General features: G+C 39.1%; 11 protein-coding genes and 1 riboswitch. Of the genes, 5 read left to right on the top strand and 6 right to left on the bottom strand.

Going from position 1 to position 15055, the window contains the following annotated elements; translation table 11 throughout:
- The first annotated feature begins 118 nt into the window (after nt 1–118).
- The 3 genes from MHH89_RS21640 to MHH89_RS21630 all read left to right on the top strand — a co-directional run bounded on the left by MHH89_RS21640 (nt 119) and on the right by MHH89_RS21630 (nt 3354).
- Nucleotides 119–673, top strand: a complete 555-nt coding sequence (locus tag MHH89_RS21640; protein WP_076124245.1) for a TetR/AcrR family transcriptional regulator — start codon at nt 119–121, stop codon at nt 671–673.
- Between the two features lie 68 nt (nt 674–741).
- The gene (locus MHH89_RS21635; protein WP_076191538.1) at nt 742–1449 is read left to right on the top strand and encodes a DNA alkylation repair protein; all 708 of its coding nucleotides are present in this window, start codon (nt 742–744) and stop codon (nt 1447–1449) included.
- A gap of 6 nt (nt 1450–1455) precedes the next feature.
- Entirely contained in the window at nt 1456–3354 is a 1899-nt protein-coding gene (locus MHH89_RS21630; protein ID WP_341088086.1) for an AraC family transcriptional regulator, read from the top strand.
- Nucleotides 3355–3440: 86 nt separating this feature from the next.
- Here the strand turns inward: MHH89_RS21630 and MHH89_RS21625 are convergent, their stop codons facing one another.
- From MHH89_RS21625 to MHH89_RS21610, 4 genes are all read right to left on the bottom strand, one after another.
- Nucleotides 3441–5792, bottom strand: coding sequence for an AraC family transcriptional regulator (locus tag MHH89_RS21625; RefSeq protein WP_341088084.1), 2352 nt, complete (start codon nt 5790–5792; stop codon nt 3441–3443).
- 78 nt (nt 5793–5870) lie between these two features.
- Nucleotides 5871–7406 (bottom strand): DUF3502 domain-containing protein, encoded by a 1536-nt coding sequence (locus tag MHH89_RS21620; RefSeq protein ID WP_076282202.1) that lies wholly within the window; start codon nt 7404–7406, stop codon nt 5871–5873.
- A 72-nt stretch (nt 7407–7478) separates the two neighbouring features.
- Nucleotides 7479–8363 carry a carbohydrate ABC transporter permease gene (locus tag MHH89_RS21615; RefSeq protein WP_076278228.1) on the bottom strand — a complete coding sequence of 295 codons (885 nt, stop codon included), beginning with the start codon at nt 8361–8363 and terminating at the stop codon, nt 7479–7481.
- A gap of 12 nt (nt 8364–8375) precedes the next feature.
- Nucleotides 8376–9314, bottom strand: a complete 939-nt coding sequence (locus MHH89_RS21610) for an ABC transporter permease subunit (protein WP_139331004.1) — start codon at nt 9312–9314, stop codon at nt 8376–8378.
- Between the two features lie 351 nt (nt 9315–9665).
- A riboswitch (glycine riboswitch) is annotated at nt 9666–9748 on the top strand.
- Nucleotides 9749–9895: 147 nt separating this feature from the next.
- On the opposite strand from MHH89_RS21610, the gene MHH89_RS21605 reads away from it, so the two are divergent.
- A complete protein-coding gene (locus MHH89_RS21605) occupies nt 9896–11308 on the top strand; it encodes an amino acid permease (RefSeq protein ID WP_076191542.1) in 1413 nt (470 codons plus the stop codon).
- 165 nt (nt 11309–11473) lie between these two features.
- On the opposite strand, the gene MHH89_RS21600 is transcribed toward MHH89_RS21605, so the two are convergent.
- The gene (locus MHH89_RS21600; RefSeq protein WP_341088082.1) at nt 11474–12625 is read right to left on the bottom strand and encodes a metallophosphoesterase; all 1152 of its coding nucleotides are present in this window, start codon (nt 12623–12625) and stop codon (nt 11474–11476) included.
- Nucleotides 12626–12807: 182 nt separating this feature from the next.
- Between MHH89_RS21600 and MHH89_RS21595 the strand changes: the two genes are divergently transcribed.
- Nucleotides 12808–14025, top strand: coding sequence for a HAMP domain-containing sensor histidine kinase (locus MHH89_RS21595; protein WP_341088080.1), 1218 nt, complete (start codon nt 12808–12810; stop codon nt 14023–14025).
- 104 nt (nt 14026–14129) lie between these two features.
- On the opposite strand, the gene MHH89_RS21590 is transcribed toward MHH89_RS21595, so the two are convergent.
- A complete protein-coding gene (locus MHH89_RS21590) occupies nt 14130–15035 on the bottom strand; it encodes a DUF5643 domain-containing protein (RefSeq protein ID WP_076278231.1) in 906 nt (301 codons plus the stop codon).
- Between the last annotated feature and the right edge of the window lie 20 nt (nt 15036–15055).

Below are 15055 nucleotides of genomic sequence, written 5' to 3'. Positions count from 1 at the left end.
AATCATATCAGGATTTAAATAGTATTCCTATTTGCAATTTTATTGAAAATGTCGACTAATCGACAGAATAGGCAAATTAGTTGATGAAAGGCCATTTAAACGATAATAGAGGGATGAAATGACTGAACATAAAAGAGTTGACCCACGAGCTATTCGCTCAAAAAAGATGCTTAAGAACGCCGTTTTTTCATTATTGGCCGACAATGTGGAGATTTCGCAATTGACCGTCCAAAAAATCGCCAACCGCGCGGAACTAAATCGTGCAACGTTTTATTTGCATTATGAGGATATTAACGATTTATTGCGCCAGATCGTACATGAAATCTTCGATGACCTGTCCATGAAGGTTGAACCGCTATTACAAATGAAGAGCAACAACGAACAGGAGCAGCTGGTCACCTTTTTAAATTATTTTTTTGAATACCGGAAAGTTTTTGCTGTATTGATTGAGCATAAAGGCTTCAAAAAACACTTGACCAACCTGTTAAAAAGTACTGTCGAAAAACGAAGAAACGCGAGGAACATTGACCTTACTAAGGAGGTAGTCTCCGTTGATATTATTGCAGCCTCACTACTGGGGATTATTATGTGGTGGATTAAGGATGGCAACCAATATAGCGCTGAATACATAGCGGGGCAAATTACCTTGATGTATAAAAGAAGGTATTTATAAGAGCTTTTATGATATATTCAAGTAAAGTTTGAGTCCCTAGCCAATAATCTAAAAAGGAAGTGCGAACAATGGATTTAGAAACGGTCATGCAAGAGCTTGAAGCTCTCGGCAAGGAACGCACCAAGAAAATATATCTATCCAATGGCGCGCACGAACCGCTTTTTGGTGTGGCCACAGGCCAGATGAAGCCTATCTTCAGAAAAATAAAACATAATCAACCCTTGGCCGAGCAGCTTTATGCTACGGGAAATTACGACGCTATGTATTTTGCCGGGGTGATCGCGGAGCCTAAAGCAATGACCGAGTCGGATTTTGAGCGGTGGATTGATGGCGCTTATTTCTATATGCTATCGGACTTTGTGGTGGCAGTAACGTTGGCGGAGACGGATATTGCGCAAGAGGTTTCTGATAAATGGATTGCCAGTGAGATAGAGCTGAAAATGTCGGCGGGCTGGAACTGTTACTGCTGGCTGCTCGGAAATCGCCCGGACAGTGAATTTTCCGCAGAAAAATTGGCCGCTATGTTGGAGCTTGCTAAAAATACGATTCATGATGCTCCTGAGCGAACGAAATACGCAATGAACAATTTCATCTACACTGTGGGCGTATCCTATCTGCCGCTTCATGATAAAGCGGTTGAGATTGCAAAGGAAGTTGGCCCGGTGGAAGTCCATACCGGTAGTGCAAAAAGCAAGATTTTGAATGCTTCAATTAATATTCAAAAGGCAGTTGATAAATCGCAGCTCGGCTTCAAACGAAAACATGTAAGGTGTTAGTCAATCATGGACATCAATGACCTTATTGCTGTATGGAATCACGCGAATTGCAAAGTAGTTGATATTCGTCGGATGACCCTTAGACCTGGCGAATCTATACCTTCCTATTACGTCCCCTCAAGGCTGTTTCTTATGTCGATTCACGGTAATGCTACAGTTAACCTGGGAAGCCAAGTTCACCGTTTACAGCGCTTTACAGTGCTTCATGTAGGCAAAGGAACTGTGCTCAACATTGACGCAGGCAGCGAGGGGCTGGATTACTATAGCATTTATTATAAAGTGAGTATGCATCCCTCACTACCCTTAGAGATTGCTACGCTATACGAGGGCGCTAAATCCTTTGATCATTCGTACAGCATGACGCCTGACAATTCGGTAGCGCTGTATCGCATAGTGAGCGAGATGTTTAAGGAGTGGGAGAAGCCGCAGCCGCTTGCGCGGTTGCATGTTCGCACTTTACTCCATCAGTTTGTGTATGAGCTATTTCATCAAATGTCGGTGCAAGGGGTTAATACGACTAAGCGTGATCTGGCCGCCCGGATTGCCGACATTATCCATGAACATTATACGGATAACATTACGCTGGAATCATTATCGGAAAGCCTGAACTATAGCGTAACCCATTTATCTTCCTACTTCAAAATCCGTACTGGACTTAGCCCGATTGATTACTTAATTAAGGTGCGCATCGAAAAAGCGGTGGCACTTCTGCTGGAAACAGATGCTACGCTGAAGGAAATTGCAGTGGGCGTCGGTTATCAAGACCCTAGTTATTTGGGCAGGCTGTTCAAAAAGTATAAGGGTGTTTCCCCGATTAGCTATAGAGAATTGCATTCCAGAAAGAACAAACTAGAAGATAGTCCTGCCACAAACATAGAATCCTCCATTGTTGCCCTTGAATCATTTGACTATACTGATTATATTGATAACGATTATCAGTATCATTTTGATCAAGAGGGAGATTCATTCATGTTTAAACATTCAAGGCCTACGCTGGCATCGGTATTGCTGTTAAGCTTCATTTTGGTACTGAGCGCATGTGGTACAAACGGTGCTACGGAGAATGCTGCCTCACAGCAGCCGAAGACCAAAATCGTTAAAACGGTTAACGGTGAGGTGGAGATCCCCCTTCATCCCAAAAGAATTGTTGCAGGTGAATATCTCGGCAGCTTAATTGCGCTTGGCATTACACCTATCGGAACCTCCGAACATCATATTAAAAATCCATATTTTCAGGAGTATTTGAAAGACGTTGAGAATATAGGGGACGGAAATGGAAATGTAGAGAAAATTCTGTCGCTTAATCCCGATTTGATTATTATGGATGATTTCTATCCTGAGCTAAATGAGCAGATGTCAAAAATCGCACCTACGGTCGTTATTCCATACGCTTCCTTAAAAACGGTACATGAGGAAGTGGGTTATTTCGGTGAGCTGCTTAGTGAAGAAGATAAGGCCAAAACCTGGCTTGCAGACTATGACAGCCGTATGGCCAATGCCAAGGAGAGCGTATTGAAGGTTGTGCCTGCAGATAGCACATTTTCCATTATTGAATGGTCTGAAAACAGCTTGATGGCCGTCGGAACAGACTTCGGCAAAGGTGGACAACCAATCTATAATGGATTGGGATTTAAGCCTCCTGCGGATATCGCCGCCGAAATGGCCGATCCGGGCTGGGCTTCATTCTCTGCTGAGGTCTTACCAAAGTATGCCGGTGACTATATTATTCTTACCTCCGACTCGAAAAAGCTGGATGAACTTAAAGCCGACCTGATCTGGGGCGCACTGCCAGCAGTCAAAAATGATCACGTATTTCTTTGGACAAGCGATCGCTCCGGCTACTGGGACCCAATAGCTATTCTGAGTCAGACAGAAGAGTTGGCGGCTTGGCTGACAAGCCACTAATACAACGTGTATTCCAAACCTAAAAGGCCCCCTTCGGGTGCCTTTTTAGGTTTTTTTGGAGATGGTTCGCCGCCATGTTCTATGTGTCATTCTCCAGCTGATTCTGCAGTAACATCAAGATAATTGATCCTGTATTGCGACGGTGACAGCCCATATTTCTTCTTAAAGGCAGCAGCAAAATAAGAACTACTATTAAAGCCAACTTCGCTGGCAATGTCGTTAATATTGAAATCTTTCTTCTCCACCAGTAGAGCTGCGGCTCTTTGCAGTCTTAATTGATTTATATAATCTGGAAAGGTCTTCTGCGTATAGCTGTTGAACAGTTTGCTAAAGTACGATGAGCTCATATTGTATTTTTCAGCAAGGGCATCAATGGATAGCGTATTATCGTTAATATGCTCATGGATATACTCGATCGCCTTCATAATGTTGTTTTGCACCGTTAATGAACGGGAAGTTCTTAACTCTAAACAAGCACTGTCGAGCATTGTTTTTAGCAGGGTACTAAGCTCATCAATATTATTGCAGCTTTGCAGCTTCACATAGACATCCAGATAGATGCTACGGTATTCCTTATTTTCTACTATGGAGTTATGCGCTAGCATAGCAGCATCAGCAAGCAAATTGGCTAAATAACTTAAACCTGCTTCATATTCAATATTTTTCACAAGCTCAAGTAAAGCTTCTATATTTTCAAGAGGGATCGTTTGCAATTGGTTGCTTTTAATTAGCTCCAAAATCTTCTGTGTCAACTCATTCGCTTGCCCTTTGGATAGACTACTTGGTGTAAAGGTGTCAAAGATAAAGTACGACTGCTTGTAGCAAAACAATTTATTTCTTATCAAATGTTGGACTTGTTCATAGGAATCCGGTAATTGCTGCAAGTTATATGCTATTTGTGAAATGCCTATAGTGATATGAACTTTATAGTTCTCGGCAAGCTTATGAATCATTTGTTCAGCGTATTGCGCCACAACTTGCAGATCGTTTAGTAAAATACCCGACCGTCCTTCGCTGACAATTAGAATGAACTGATTGCTGCTTATCGGATAGGCTTTATAATCTATTTCCCGGCTCCATATTTGTTGCCCGACATTTTGCAAAAGAAGTAAGAGATTATAATCGAGATCTAGAGCAGAAGGTGCAGTAACTTCTACACTGATAACGCGATAATGTCCTTGATCTCCTAGCTTTTCTTGCAGGCTTTTCAGTTCTCGCGGCAGTTGCGGGTCTGCATTTTGTTGACTATAGTTACGCTTTTGAAGAAAATCTATAAATTCATTGCTGCTGTGCCGTGATTCCAAGGCACTCATTTTAGAAAGCGCTTTCGATATTGTCAGTGATGCTGTTTGTATCTCATCATAATGATTTCCATGTTCTTGCTCCTCTTCATCATCCTGCTCCGAGTTTCTGAAGGCTGTATAAATATTGAGCAGCATATGATTAACTGGCTTGTAAACTTTATTAGTGAACACATAACTTAATAATAGCGCAATGAAAATAATGAAGATGGAAAAGATAATAATCGCATTTCTAGCCTTAAGTAATTGTTCAATACTGCTTTGATAATCCATGACGGAAACGATACTGTATCCTTCATGCCCATTATTTACATAGGAAATTACTATATCTTCATCTTTACCCTTATTTTTTGATGAATAGCTGTTATAGCCATCTGTGGCATGCGCTATTTCATTTAGTGTAGTTGGTGCTATGGGATAATTATTATTTTGTTCAGTTATAATTTGGCTTGTTTGATTATCTACGATTAATATACTGTCAGACTGATCTTCATAGCTGGAAAGAATGCTCTTACGTAATGTTTCCGTATTGGAGACTATGATAATACCACTTTGACTAGTGCCGTATAAGGCTGTGCGCGAGGTTTGAAAAAATACGAGTCGCTGGCTGCCATCTGCTAATGTAATCGGAATAGGATAACGATCCGTCTTAGATTGCAGTACTTGCTTTAAAATATTTTGTTTTTCATTTCGATTAAGATAGTAGTCATCCAGTTCATAAATAATGTCATCCTGATTAAAAAAGAAAATGGAGTTGACGGATTCGTTCGCATTCAAAATCGGGTGTAAGTTATTGCTTATCTCTATCGCGTCCAATACGCTGGTGTTTTCATAGTCATAAATGTAAGAAATAGATTTGGGCATTTTATTAATAAGCTCTGTCAGGCGACGGTATTGATCTAGTTTGCTGTTGTATACGGTACTGATATTTTCCAGCTTATTTCGCAACATGTCATTAATTTGATTTTTCATATAAACATTAAAATATTGGAAGGCCGCAACATTGATAATAATTACAGTAATAATAGAAATGGATAAAAAGTTCATATAGACTTTGAACTTAAAGCTTTTGCGCCATCTATTGGCATATTTACTTACAAATTGTTTGCCTGGATTCAACAGCTTCAATAGCTTCATTCCCTCCTTATATGAAATTATGAAGGAATAGCCTAATTGTGAGTTGATGAATCAGGCTATTCCGATAGTCATATAAGCTTAATTAGTTGCTTTTTTGCTGGAAATGAACTCACTAAATTGTTTTTGATATTCAGCAATAAATTTTTCTAAACCGGCATCACGCAGCTTTTTCAAGGCAGTGTCAATATTGGAGTCATAGTCTTTAAAACCTTGTGATATGGGTTGTATATATTCTTGTTCTACGGCTTGCATTTGAGCGTATTCCGTTTTTACGGGCTCCATGTTGAAGGAGAAGCCAATATCTTTTTGTAGTATCGAGCCTTCGTTCCAATTTTGATACGTACTGATTTGTTCTTCAGTAATATAATCTCTAAATCTTGTAAAATGAATGTTATCAGGCAACCAAGTGTCGAACAATGTATCTTGATTAATAAACTCAATCTGTCCATCAGCAGTTAGGTTATAATCTTTGCCTTCAACGCCATACAGAATAAAGTCTGTCCATTCTTGACTGCTTTGCAGTAAGTTAATTAACTTCACGTAACCCTCAAGTTCAGCACCCTTTACATTAGCCCCAACTGCAAACGCTGTAGAATATGTGCCGCGTGACATTAGTGGTTTTTTCGCAGGATCACCTAAATAGTAGTTTTTGAACACCGCATTAGGGTTAGCTTTGCGTATGGCATCCATATACTCAAATACGCGATAGCTTGCACCCATGCCGAATAAGGCTTTGCCTGCAAAAAACGATGAATCTGCTTGTGCAGGATTTGACAAGGCGTAGCTTGGGATAAGACCTTCTTTATTCCATCTGCGGGCGATATCCGCCATTTGTTTGTATTCATCCGATTCATAAAAGCTGTAGACAGTCGGATCTTCCGGCTTGTTGCCATCGGTCATAATAAAGCTATACGGCTGATAAATATTAATGTTTGAATTAATCGAGCCATTGAAGATATTCAAGCTCCAGCCGCGTCCTGAGCCAATCATATCAGGATATTTTTGCTTTGCCAATTTGTAAAATTGCTCAACATCCTCAACGGTTTTCAAATCGGTCATACCGACTTCTTGCAGCAGATCCTCTCGTGCAATAATCACATAATTTTCTCCAGCATTTGGTTTATTGCCGAAAGGTAATGCATATTGCTTTCCGTTGACCTTCCAGATGTCAAACGCTTCATCGCCGCCCGTATTCTTTTTTAAATCGCCAGCATATTTTTCAGCAGCTTCAGTCAAATCAGCATAATAGCCCTTGGCAACGGATTTTGCCATAAATGCAGTATCGGTATATGTGGCGAATTTTTCGCCGGATGATAGCATTAGCTCGGTTTTACCAGTTGCATACTCGGTCCACGGTAAATATTGAATACTTACATCGACGTTAATCGCTTGCAGAACCTTGTCATGAAACTCATTTTTCGCAAAATCAGCCATACGTTTTGACTGCTCCCCGTAAAGCACTAACGTTGCTTTGGTCGGCTGATCGCCACTGCCATTATTGCTATTGTTGCTACCAGCTTCGTCCCCTTGCGACTTGCCGCCGCATCCGCTTAAAAGTCCCGCCAGCAGTAAAGATGCAAGCAGTAAGGTGAACCCTTTTCTCGATTTGCCCATAAGTACACTCTCCCAAATTTATATTTAGCCTACTAAAATTCAAATAGGCCTAACTACTATTGTTTTTTCTTATTATCCTTTTACAGCGCCAACAGTAACGCCCTTAACAAAGTACTTTTGTACAAAGGGATACAGCAAGATAATCGGACCAATCGCAATACAGGTAATTGCCATCTTAATCGTTTGCGAGGGCAGAATAACATGGCCTGCCATGGTGCCACTTGGATTGGCTGCAAGGTATTGAATATTGGCCATCATTTTGTACAAGATGTATTGCATCGTATATAGCTCGGGATTATTATTGAGCATTAATGGTAAATAGAAGTCATTCCAATATTGCAGTGCATAAAATAATGAGATCGTAACAAGCCCCGGTTTGGCTAACGGCAGCATCATTTGCATAAAAATCCGCCCATGACCAGCGCCGTCAATTTGTGCACTTTCCAGCAATTCATGTGGGATGGACTTGAAGAAATTACGTAGCAGATACATATTGAATACATTTATTGAATAAGGCAAAATCAATGCTGCCAACGAATCCTTCAGGCCGAAAAATTGTGTGGTCACTAAATACCACGGCAACATACCGCTGTTAAACAGCAGAGTAAAGTAAGCGAAGAACGCCAGTTTATTACGGTGCTTAAAATCTTTTACGGAAATGACGTAGGCAAAGCATGCTGTTATCGACACCGATAGTAGTGTGCCAAATATTGTCGTAAACAATGTTATCTTGTAGGCTTTTAAGATCATAAAATCAAGATTGGAAAATACATAACGGTAAGTATCCAATGAGAAATGACGTGGAATAATCGAAAAACCTTGCATAGTGATCGCCATTTCATCAGACAGTGAACCGGAAATCGCTAAAACAATCGGGAACAAGCAGAATAGTGCAAATATTGCTGAGCAGACATAAAAGGCTATATTAGTTAACTTATCAGCATTTGATCGTTTCAAATAGACACCCCCTTAAAATAATGTGGAATCTTTGTCGTACCAGCTTGTAATCTTGTTAGCGATAATAACAAGGAAGAAGCCAAAAACAGATTGATATAACGAAATCGCCGACGCAAACGCCATCTCACCATTTCTTACGCCGCTGCGATAAACAAATACATCGATCAGATCCGTGAAGGGTAACAAAATCGGGTTCATATTCGTCAAGCCGATAATCATATTTAGGTTACCGCGCAGCATATTGCCGACCGATAATAGAAACAAAATAATGATGGTCGGTTTAAGCATAGGAATTGTAATTTTAAAAATTTGCTGAAGTTTACTGGCGCCATCTACCTCGGCGGCTTCATACATGGAGGAATCAAAGCCAGTCAACACACCAAAATAAATAATGGAGTTATAACCTGTACTTTGCCAAATCACCACAATGACCAGAATCGGAATCCAAATCCACGGCGTAGCATAAAAATCATAAGTTGAACCGGTGATGCTTTTAATAATCTGATTTAGAAAGCCTGTTTCATTATTCAAAATTGCATTTAGAATGGAGCCAATAACCATCCAAGACATAAAAAACGGAAAAAACATAATGCTTTGATTAACTTTGACGAATCGGCGACTAGAAATTTCATTGAGCATAATAGCAATCGCTACCGCGAAGATGGTGCCAAATACAAAAAATAAAATATTGAACATTATCGTATTAAATGTCGCCCGCATTGCAGTATCAAAATTGTTAAAGAAAAATTGAAAGTTTTTAAAGATGGGATCTGCCCATGGGCTGTTAAAAATACCTCCGTCAAAGCGATATTCCTTAAACACTAAAATCGACCCTGCCATTGGCAAGTAGGAAAAGGCCAACAGCGCTAATATGCCGGGCAGTGCCATCATATAAAGAAGCCCGTCTTTTTTGAGTGCGCTCATAAACCTATTGCTTGTTTTTTGTCTCAAATAAATTCCCCCTCACTTAGTTGCCATGCATAACAAGCTACCTGTACTCCTCTAATAAAACGCTTTCAAAAGCTAAATGAAATACGTACTCCAAATAGTAATCTTTTGGGTCTTAAAGTAAATCGCAATTAGAGGAGAAGCTTTTAAAAACGAGCATTTTACCCTCGTTTAGGCTATTAATTTCTCGCATTTTTATTAAAAATCCGTATTATGTGTTTAAATCCAGCGGTAATTAATGTTATTGACAAAATATTTGACAATGATTAGTATTGAAAAATATTAAAAATGAAGTTAGCGGCATAACAATTAAATAATTCGCAAGCTATGATTGCTATGGATCACACTATAGCAGGAGCAGCTTCTGGAGAGACCGTGGGGGATTCCCCCGGCGCCGAAGGGTTCACAATCTCAGGCAAAAGGACAGAAGAGTACTAGATAATTCATTTGTTATTCTGATCATCGTCAGAATAAAGGAATGTATTTTATTTATTATTCTTAGACCTAAGAGATTGGAGCGTATCCAATCTCTTTTTTGTTATCATTTTTACTTGTACATTTTTTCACATAAGGGGGAGTTTGAAATGGCAGCACAAGAATTAAAGAGAGATTTAGAGAATCGGCATGTTCAGCTCATTGCGATTGGTGGAACCATCGGTACCGGATTATTTTTAGGATCAGGTAAAGCTATACAGCTGGCAGGACCATCCATCATTTTTGCTTATTTAATCGTGGGTATCGCTATTTTTTTTGTGATGAGGGCATTAGGAGAACTTCTGTTGTCTAAAGCAGGTTATCAATCTTTTACAGACATTGCCGAAGACTATCTTGGACCGCGGGCGGCGTTTGTAACTGGATGGACCTATTGGTTTTGTTGGATCATGACGGCTATGGCCGATATTATAGCTGTTGGGGTCTATGTACAATATTGGTTTGATATCCCGCAATGGATACCCGCAGTCATTTGTTTGATTATTTTATTAGGGCTCAATTTATTAACGGTAAAAAGCTTTGGCGAATTGGAATTTTGGTTTGCTTTAATTAAGGTAATCACTATTCTCGCATTGATTGCTATCGGGGTAGTCTTACTGGTGATTGGATTCAAAACAACTACCGGAACGGTTGCGCTCAGTAATATTTGGGCACATGGGGGAGTATTTCCAAACGGGATTTCAGGGTTCCTGCTTTCATTTCAAATGGTTGTGTTTGCTTTTGTGGGTGTGGAATTGGTAGGCGTATCGGCAGCAGAGACCTCCAATCCAGAAAAAACTATCCCATCGGCGATTAATAAAATACCTTTACGAATTCTATTTTTCTACGTGGGTGCTATTATTGCCTTATTATGCATCAACGCTTGGACAGAACTAAACCCGGCAGAAAGTCCTTTTGTTAAAACATTTAGTTTAGTGGGGATTCCGATTGCCGCGGGGGTTATTAACTTCGTTGTATTAACTTCAGCTGCGTCCGCTTGTAATAGCGGGATGTTCTCAACAAGCCGGATTCTATACAATCTAAGCAGAAATGACCAGGCTCCAGCCAACTTTGCAAAGCTTAATAAAAATCATGTACCAAGTAATGCTTTATTCATATCCACGCTTGTCTTATCTGTAGGCGCTTTGTTGAGTAAGCTGATTCCGGAGACGGCTTTTGGCATCGTGACAACAATTAGTGCCATTTGTTTCATCTGGGTTTGGGGCGTCGTTCTAATTTGCCATTTGCGATATAAAAAGACGAAGCCGGAATTGCAGGCCAAATCAAAATTCAAAGCACCGTTTACACCCTTTGTGAATTATGTTGTTCTAGCTTTGTTTGCAATCATACTCATAATTATGCTATTTGCTGATGAAACTCGTCCGGCCTTATTGTTGACGCCTTTATGGTTTATATTATTATTTGTTTTGTATTCGATAAATAGAAGAAAGAGGGAAAGAATAACGCCTGATCCAAGAGCACGTCTCGAAGGTATTCGGACTAACACGGAGATCCGGCATGATTAGTCGATGAGGGTGCTTGCTGATATTACAGTTGGATAGGCAGACATAGAAATCCACCACCGCATACGGTGGTGGATTTTCTCATTAATGTGGTCGATGCTCTTTTTCGAACTTGTGTATGCTATCGGGATATTCTTCCATGTTTTTTAATCAGTCTAAAATTATCGTCTATTTAAAATCAACTTTGATTTGTGCTATCTCACTATTCGTGCCAATTCGTAATGGCGGTCCCCAAGTCCCTGCACCAGATGTAACGATGACGTGAGGGCTGTTAGGATTCTTCTGATAGTGGCCATAATCTACTGTAAACATAGCATTGGTGATCAGATTTGCAGGGAATACTTGTCCTTGATGCGTATGTCCGCTAAGTATCAAATCAACGTCATCTGCGTATTCAATCCTATTGGTTGGTTGATGATCCATTACGATAACGGGCATATTTGTATCAATGTCACTCATCACTTCTGAAGTAATTGCTCGAGGGTTCCCTTGATTACCAATCGGTGATGAATCCCTTCTGCCAACAACAACGAATTGATTATCAATAACGACATGCTCATCATTTAGAAGTTTGATATTACTCTTATCTATAAAGTTCACGATCTCATCGTATGAGCGTCCTGCATCATGGTTACCTAAACAAGCATAAACTCCATAGGTTGACTGAATAGTACTTAATAACTCTATTCCTTTGGAAGGGTTAGAGAGCGCATAGTAGTTACCATTAAATATATCTCCTGTCATCAACACTATATCCGGCTGTAGTCCATTAATACGATCAACAACGTCTTCAATAAACTTTACATCATTTACGTAGCCTAAATGTAAGTCGCTGATCAGGACGATATTTAACTGATCTAATGAAGTGTTTTTATGTATTTGGAGCGGATAGGTGACTTCTTTTAAATGATTTGCATTATAAATCCCATAGGACACCAATCCTATGACTAGAATTAATACTATGGACCTTGTATGAAAAATAACACGTGCTGGTATAGGAGAAGGGAGGACCTTGATCCATTTACTAATTAGTAAGATTACATCTGAAAGGATCAAAAGCAAGAACAAATAGAAGTAGATACCCATCCAATAGTCCCCGAATTGACCAATAAAATTAACAATATTTGAATTGGTCGTCATAGCTGAAGAAGACAATAGTAAATTAATAATGATTGATAACGCACATAAGCTGTAGATGACTCCATATATGATCCCGTTTATATGTGGAAATATATGTTGTAACCATTTAAAAATCTTTCTCGCAATGTAATAGTTAGTTGCCGCGTACATAGCGAATATAAATAAAAATGCAAATACCATAGGGTACACCATCCTAATGCTTTAGATATCAGAACTAAAGTGAATACATTAATTATAGCAATAATTACTAGTTTCAGAAATTAAATGGGGTATTGAGTTTACTGGTTTTTTCAGTTATTGTTTATTACTATTTCAGCTGATATAATTCTTATTTCGACAATCAATTTAAAAGTGGTGAATTCATGAGAGAGTTCTACAGTCGGGTGAATCGAAAAACCTATTACATATTAATGTTAATGATCATCGTTCTTATGATGTCTGGATTAATACTATCTACTCTAGAGTTAGATGGAATTGATTTTGGTTATATCATTCATTTTTTATGTGTGGCGTTTCTAACGGTTTGTTTATGGATTTACCCTAAGCATGAGACACATACTTTTAGAAAGATTATCATTCTATTTGGATTTGCGTATTTTTATACGCTATTCTTTTTATATCCTCAAACTTGGACTACCTATATCCTCATTTGTCTTATTCCTGCACTCTCTATTCTATTTTTTGATTTAAAATTGTTTTATTTTTCCTTCATTATAAATGGAATACTGATGGTAATTACATTTGGCTATATCCTCTTGATTGATAGAGGGGATCTATATACATATTTACATTATGATATTCTAGGGAATTTCATTAATATAATAGCGGTTCAAGTGTTATTATTTTTCATTTTTCAAATATCATTTAAACGGATGAAAAAACAGCAGCTTTATTATGAACAATTACAGCAATCTGAGCGTTTAAAGATGGTTGGACAATTGACAGCTGCCGTTGCGCATGAAATTAGAAATCCAGTGACAGTGGTTAGAGGTTTTTTGCAGTTTTTTGATGAGGATCCTTCATTTGATGATCCTATGAAAAGAAAATTTAAATTAATGATTGATGAATTGAACACAGTAGAACAGATTATCTCGCAATTTCTAACCCTTTCAAAGCCAAATGGAGAACAAAAACTAGAAAAAGTAGATGTGAAGGATGTTATTGAGAGTGTCACAGGATTGCTCCATTCCTACGCAATGTTATCTGATAATCAAATTGTTACCTATGTAGAAGAAGACTGCATGATCTCTATTAATAAAATTGAATTTAAGCAGCTGCTTATTAATATAATAAAAAATGCTTTAGAGGCTTCGGATGTTGGTAAATCTGTCTCTATTATGGCGAATAGGAACAATAATTTTATTGAGATAACAATCATCGATGAAGGAAGCGGGATGTCGGAAGCTGAGGTTAAGTCGCTAGGGACTCCTTTTTATTCATTAAAAAGTAATGGAACAGGCTTAGGATTAATGATTTGCTTTAATATCGTAGAAAAGTACGGCGGGGAAATTTATTATAGTAGTTCTGAAGGTAAGGGGACAACAGCTACTATCCGCTTTTTAGCTATAAATGACCAGTAAAACGGAACATTCTTTCCATTGAAAGAAGGGGATTACCTCAAGCCTTCGGCCGGAGAGGTAATCCCCTTTCCTAGTAAATATGTTTATATTTGCTGCGCTAAAAGTTACTTCAGAGGGATTTTGATCTCCAATTGCTTGTTGTAATTTTTAACTACATTGCCTTTGGCATCTACTTTATAAGCCCCGGTGTTGCCTTTTTCAAATACGGCTTGATACGGTCTGATAATCAGATATTCTGCCGCTGAGCTAGGTGCTTCGAACAATAAATCTTCAGAAACCGTATTTTGAGTTGCTGCAACAGAATCCCTTGCAATAAATTCTAATTCATTTCCCAGATTATCATAAATGTCATATCCTAAAGCCTGTGCTTGGGTGGCAACCCCTTTAACCGCTAAAGCGATACGCACAGAAGTCTCTCCCGCAGCAACACGGGTGGTTTTGATTTCAAATTGGTTGTCTTTCTTTATAGCAGGCAGCTGAATGTTATGCACTAATCCTGCTTGCTTGAGAGAAAATTTAAGTACATACGGTTCATCGATTCCGTTAAGCTTCACATGGATACTCAATTCAGAGGAAGCCAGGTTTGCCTTTTGTTGCTCAGTTAACCATCCGGTCTGCAATACAACAACCGCCTTGTTGGCATCACCGTCACTGATCCAGCGTGGTGTTTTTAAATCAATGCCTCCTGGTTGAGTGAGCTTAGCGTCTATTCCCACAATAGTACCTTCTGCAAGATAGGGCTCACCTTTATCATTTAAAGTTACTCCTGCGAGCATTCCTGAAAATAGCGATCCCTCACGGCTCAGGTCGATCTTAATATAGTTACCATCAAACTGCGCATTGCCCTTTAAAGTAAGCTGATCGTGTGAATCGGCCACTTTTGTTGTATTCAGGGAAGCTTCAACAGCGGGTTGGGCACTGGATGCTTGGGTTAAAGCTGGCATTCCCAACGCTCCTAGGCATACAGCAGCACTTAAAATTACAGACATCTTCTTAGTCATTTTTTTCATGATATTATCAAGCTCCTTAA

Origin of the sequence: Paenibacillus sp. FSL H7-0323, from assembly GCF_038002725.1 — a bacterium.
Lineage (GTDB): Bacteria > Bacillota > Bacilli > Paenibacillales > Paenibacillaceae > Paenibacillus_AQ > Paenibacillus_AQ odorifer.
Note: the sequence above shows the minus strand (reverse complement) of the source record. Positions and strands in the feature narration are given on the sequence as shown.

Excerpts from the sequence above, each read along its gene's own strand:
- MHH89_RS21640 (WP_076124245.1), top strand. The coding sequence starts at position 119 with ATGACTGAACATAAAAGAGTTGACCCACGAGCTATTCGCTCAAAAAAG.
- MHH89_RS21635 (WP_076191538.1), top strand. The coding sequence starts at position 742 with ATGGATTTAGAAACGGTCATGCAAGAGCTTGAAGCTCTCGGCAAGGAA.
- MHH89_RS21630 (WP_341088086.1), top strand. The coding sequence starts at position 1,456 with ATGGACATCAATGACCTTATTGCTGTATGGAATCACGCGAATTGCAAA.
- MHH89_RS21625 (WP_341088084.1), bottom strand. The coding sequence starts at position 5,792 with ATGAAGCTATTGAAGCTGTTGAATCCAGGCAAACAATTTGTAAGTAAA.
- MHH89_RS21620 (WP_076282202.1), bottom strand. The coding sequence starts at position 7,406 with ATGGGCAAATCGAGAAAAGGGTTCACCTTACTGCTTGCATCTTTACTG.
- MHH89_RS21605 (WP_076191542.1), top strand. The coding sequence starts at position 9,896 with ATGGCAGCACAAGAATTAAAGAGAGATTTAGAGAATCGGCATGTTCAG.
- MHH89_RS21600 (WP_341088082.1), bottom strand. The coding sequence starts at position 12,625 with ATGGTATTTGCATTTTTATTTATATTCGCTATGTACGCGGCAACTAAC.
- MHH89_RS21595 (WP_341088080.1), top strand. The coding sequence starts at position 12,808 with ATGAGAGAGTTCTACAGTCGGGTGAATCGAAAAACCTATTACATATTA.
- MHH89_RS21590 (WP_076278231.1), bottom strand. The coding sequence starts at position 15,035 with ATGAAAAAAATGACTAAGAAGATGTCTGTAATTTTAAGTGCTGCTGTA.